The following is a 4,377-nucleotide window of genomic DNA, read 5'->3' as shown; positions in this document are numbered from 1 at the left end:
TGCACTTATGGGACTTTTTAGGTGATCCCTTCAACGTATACTGCTGGTTCGTGTGCACTTATGGGACTTTTTAGGTGATCTCTTCAACGTATACTGCTGGTTCGTGTGCACTTATGGGACTTTCTAGGAGATCCCTTCAACGTATACCGCTGGTTCGTGTGCTCAAGAGAAAAACCAATAATATTACTGCAAAAAAAGAAGCTGCGATGTCATAACCACAACTTCTTTAAGGTAGCCAGATGTTTTGTTTTTAATAAAAAATCGGTATAAAGAGCAACTGCATAGAGATATGTGCCGTCATGTGGCTGAATATTGCATACTCAATCCCTTTGCGCCAATATAAATAACCAAACACAACCCCGAACAGTCCATTTAATAAAAACGAGCGAATAACTAATATGGAACTTAATTCCCCGAAAACAACCTGAGTTGTCGGGAAATGTCCGACTGCAAATACAATCGCTGCCAGTACGATAGCCATCCAGTAAAAAGCATGAGGAATGGTTGCTTTTGCCCTCGCAAAAAGTTTGTATAAAACCCAAACGATGAAGGACATCAAAAATAGTCTCATGAGAACTTCTTCAATCACACCACCATACAGAACTCCAGCCAGTAAACCATTTAATGAGAAAGCAGGTGGATTATCAGCAATGAGTGGAATTTGGTGTTGAAAATAAAAATAATCTGCAGCAACAATTGTAAACCCACCAAGAACCCCTAACAAAACCGCGTACGTCAGCCACTTCCCTGAAACGGTCACTCTCTGATTTTTATTCACGAGTCCATCAAGAATCGGAAGCTTCAAGTTTACATTTCTAGCCAGAATAATTCCTAAAATACTTGCTACAAACGTGGCAACCCCTAGCTGAATCGACGCTATTCCAATGAGTGCGGCCATTGGCAGCGGCAGATCGTTCGGATCAAACACATCTGGTGATAAGTATGTACTCATCGTTTCCATTTGGTATGGAATAATAAAAATGCCTGCTAACACGCCAAATGCGGCTAATATGAGGGAGATATATAAGTTTGCTTTCACTTTGTTCACTGCCTTTCTATAAGAAAATGAAGAGTCCATTTAACCCACTTGTTATTTAAGAGCGTCATACCATTCTTGAGTAACCGTTGGGTCTGTTGAATTGGTGTAAATGTAGCGGCCTCCGACTTTATGTAAATAAATGGAGGTTTGTTCAACTGAACATAAAGATGTCCTCTTCCTAAATCTTCAAGTAAAAACTGCCCCTTTTTTCGATTGACAATAGAAGCTCCACCGACTTTACGTTGGATAATCGGTATTGAAGCATGAAGCTCAACGACTTGAACATCTTCAATCGCTATTTCTGTTCCTAAGTGACCTGTTACTTTAATTTTACCTTCTTCTATTTCTAAATGATTTGCAGAATATGTTAAATAGATGACAAAATAGATAACGATAGAAACAAAAATGGTTAGTATAATTGAAATCCATTTGAATATACGCTTAAGACCTTCCCTTTCAATTAATGTATCCGATCCTTCTTTTGTCATCCATAACCTTCTCGCGGCTGATCTACATTTTAATCACTCCTATTTTTTGGAAAACATATATGATTTTTTTTACCTACTTCACATATTAAATTCTAATTTTACGCTAATGTCCCTCGAATATAATAATCTGAAGTAAATGATCTTTTTTCCGGTTGAATCAAAAGTTTATTCTCTAGTAAGACTGTGATTTATTTCATTGCGAAACGAGAGACTAATGTTATACTCATATTTAGTTATAATTACAGTTTTTATAGATAGAAAGGATCGACAAAAATGAAAGTAACGATTTTTACTATATTACCCATGATAATTTTTATTTCAATTATAAATTCAGCTTGTGGTACGAGTGACAATACAGTCGATGAACAGAGCATTGAACTTAAAGTGGCAGCAGCGTCCGACTTAACCCTCGCTTTTACAGAGCTAGGTCAACTATTTGAAGAAGAAACAGGGGTCACAGTTACATTTTCTTTTGGGTCTACAGGTCAACTTGCTGACCAAATTGAAAACGGTGCTCCTTTTGATATATTTGCTGCAGCTAATATTCAATTTGTTGACCAATTGAATGAGAAAGAATTAATTATTCCGGATACACAAACGACCTATGCTTTCGGACGAATTGGGATCGCTACGCTTCCAGATCAAACGATTTCTATTGAAACACTGGATGATCTATTAAAAGAAGAAGTTCGAAAAGTCGCCATTGCTAACCCTGATCATGCCCCCTACGGACTAGCTGCAAAACAAGCTTTAGAAGAGGCTGATCTCTGGGAAGGGTTACAAGGAAAACTCGTCTATGGCCGGAATATTTCGGACACGTTAGCTTATATTGAGACAGGCAATGTGGAAGCAGGAATAATTGCCTTATCTTTATATAAAGAAGATGAAGTTGACTTTCACATCATCATTGATGACATGCATGCACCTTTAGAACAATCGATCGCTGTTATCAATCGGACAACAGAAGAAGAGCTAGCACAAGAGTTTATTCAATTTATTATGGGGCCTGTCGGGAAACCGATTATGGAACGCTACGGTTTTGTTGTGCCTGAGTGAGGAGAAGTAAGTTATGGCAGAAGTTAATTTATTTCCACTATTTCTTTCATTAAGAGTTGCTGCAACGGCGACTCTTTTAGCTCTTCTCATCGGCTTGCCAATTGCGTATTACCTAGCTAAATCAAAAGGGAAAATAGCTGATCTCGTTGATACGGTTATTACGCTACCTGTCGTTTTACCGCCTACTGTTCTCGGATACTATTTACTTGTTTTACTTGGAAGACAAAGTCCGATCGGGCAGTTTGTGGAGCAACAATTTAATATGACGATTGTATTTACGCCAACAGGAGCCGTCATCGCAGCACTGGTCGTCTCGATTCCTTTTTTAATCAAATCTGCAAAAGCATCGTTTGCTAGTGTCGATCAAAATGTTGTGAATGCCGCTAAAGTGTTAGGCCGATCAGATCTCAATATCTTTTTTACGGTAATATTACCGCTTGCTTGGCGAGGCATTGCTTCTGGACTAACGCTTTCATTCGCACGAGCACTAGGGGATTTCGGTGCTACGTTAATGGTGGCAGGAAGTATACCTAATGAAACCATGACGATGCCGATTGCTATTTATGACGCACTTCTCGCTGGTAATCGCGACTTAGCCAATGTACTCGTTTTGATCATGACCGCAACATCGATCACGGTTCTATATGTTATTAATCGCTTAGAAAGAAAAGTTGTAAAGGGGTGAGGAAGAAGTGTTAGAAGTAAACATTCAGAAACAACTAGATACCTTTGCGCTGGATGTTTCGTTCCAAGCAAAAAAGGGAATTACTGCCATCCTAGGGCCATCAGGATGTGGAAAAAGTTTAACATTACAATGCCTTGCTGGACTCCACACCCCTGACAACGGGAAAATTGTGTTACACGATCGAACACTCTTTGATGCTAAGACGAAAACCATGATTAAAACGAGGCACCGGAACATTGGTTACGTATTTCAAAATTACGCACTTTTCCCCCACTTAACGGTTAAAGAAAACATTGCGTTTGGATTGAAGAAGTCCCATAACAAACGGGAAATTGAAGAGAAAGTAGCTGCAATGTTTGTGAAAATTCATCTAGAGGGATATGAGCAACATTACCCAAGGCAACTATCCGGCGGCCAACAACAACGTGTTGCTCTTGGTAGAACATTAATTACAAACCCTAATCTCCTGCTGCTTGACGAACCTTTTTCAGCACTCGACCATCATGTAAAGCACATGCTCGAGCAAGAATTATTAAAGATCATCCAGGAAAACTTCTCAGGGGTGGTGTTGCTCGTTACCCACAACATGGAAGAAGCGTATCGGCTGGCTGATCGAATTCTTCTTTTAAAACAAGGGAAAGTTATTCAGTTTGGTGAGAAACAAGAGTTGTTTCAACGACCAAGGTCAGTTGCCGCAGCTCAAATCATCGGCTGTAAAAATGTGCTTCCCGTTAGCTCAGTTGATAAAAGGAATGAGGAAATCGAAGTAAGTATCGGTGGTCTGCGGTTGAATGTAATCAACAATGAACCTATTCAACCGCCACCGACACATGTAGGTATCCATGCTGAAAACATTGAATTTGTTAATGAGGCTGGGCCGGCTCGTAATACCTTTGAATTTGAAATGGGTGAGATCATCGGTGGCATCAATCAAACGCTCGTTCTCCTGAGAGTAGGTAACCTAGATCTAAAAGCGATCGTCCCGAATAACCGCTTACAAGCAGCCCTTACAAGCAAAAAAGTAACCTTACCACCTGAACATTTGTTCTTACTAAACTAACAGATCACAGAGTGGTGCCAGGTACCTTTAGTCGACTAAAGGTACCTGG

The 4,377-nt window shown here is 39.8% G+C and carries 5 protein-coding genes; 3 read left to right on the top strand and 2 right to left on the bottom strand.

The window, feature by feature from the left end; translation table 11 throughout:
- Nucleotides 1–250: 250 nt before the first annotated feature.
- Together AC2VNP_RS20375 and AC2VNP_RS20370 are read right to left on the bottom strand one after the other, a co-directional pair.
- The gene (locus AC2VNP_RS20375) at nt 251–1,048 is read right to left on the bottom strand and encodes a CPBP family intramembrane glutamic endopeptidase (protein ID WP_486919079.1); all 798 of its coding nucleotides are present in this window, start codon (nt 1,046–1,048) and stop codon (nt 251–253) included.
- Nucleotides 1,045–1,527, bottom strand: coding sequence for a hypothetical protein (locus AC2VNP_RS20370; protein WP_486919077.1), 483 nt, complete (start codon nt 1,525–1,527; stop codon nt 1,045–1,047). Before AC2VNP_RS20370 ends, AC2VNP_RS20375 begins: the two co-directional genes overlap by 4 nt.
- A 273-nt stretch (nt 1,528–1,800) precedes the next feature.
- Between AC2VNP_RS20370 and modA the strand changes: the two genes are divergently transcribed.
- The 3 genes from modA to AC2VNP_RS20355 are packed head-to-tail and all read left to right on the top strand — an operon-like array spanning nt 1,801 to nt 4,328.
- Nucleotides 1,801–2,583: a molybdate ABC transporter substrate-binding protein gene (gene modA / locus AC2VNP_RS20365; RefSeq protein WP_486919076.1), complete on the top strand. Its 783-nt coding sequence runs from the start codon at nt 1,801–1,803 to the stop codon at nt 2,581–2,583.
- A gap of 13 nt (nt 2,584–2,596) precedes the next feature.
- Nucleotides 2,597–3,268 carry a molybdate ABC transporter permease subunit gene (gene modB / locus AC2VNP_RS20360; RefSeq protein ID WP_486919075.1) on the top strand — a complete coding sequence of 224 codons (672 nt, stop codon included), beginning with the start codon at nt 2,597–2,599 and terminating at the stop codon, nt 3,266–3,268.
- Between the two features lie 7 nt (nt 3,269–3,275).
- A complete protein-coding gene (locus AC2VNP_RS20355; RefSeq protein WP_486919073.1) occupies nt 3,276–4,328 on the top strand; it encodes a sulfate/molybdate ABC transporter ATP-binding protein in 1,053 nt (350 codons plus the stop codon).
- Nucleotides 4,329–4,377: the final 49 nt, after the last annotated feature.

Source organism: Alkalihalobacterium sp. TH-98 (assembly GCF_057473385.1).
Note: the sequence above shows the minus strand (reverse complement) of the source record. Positions and strands in the feature narration are given on the sequence as shown.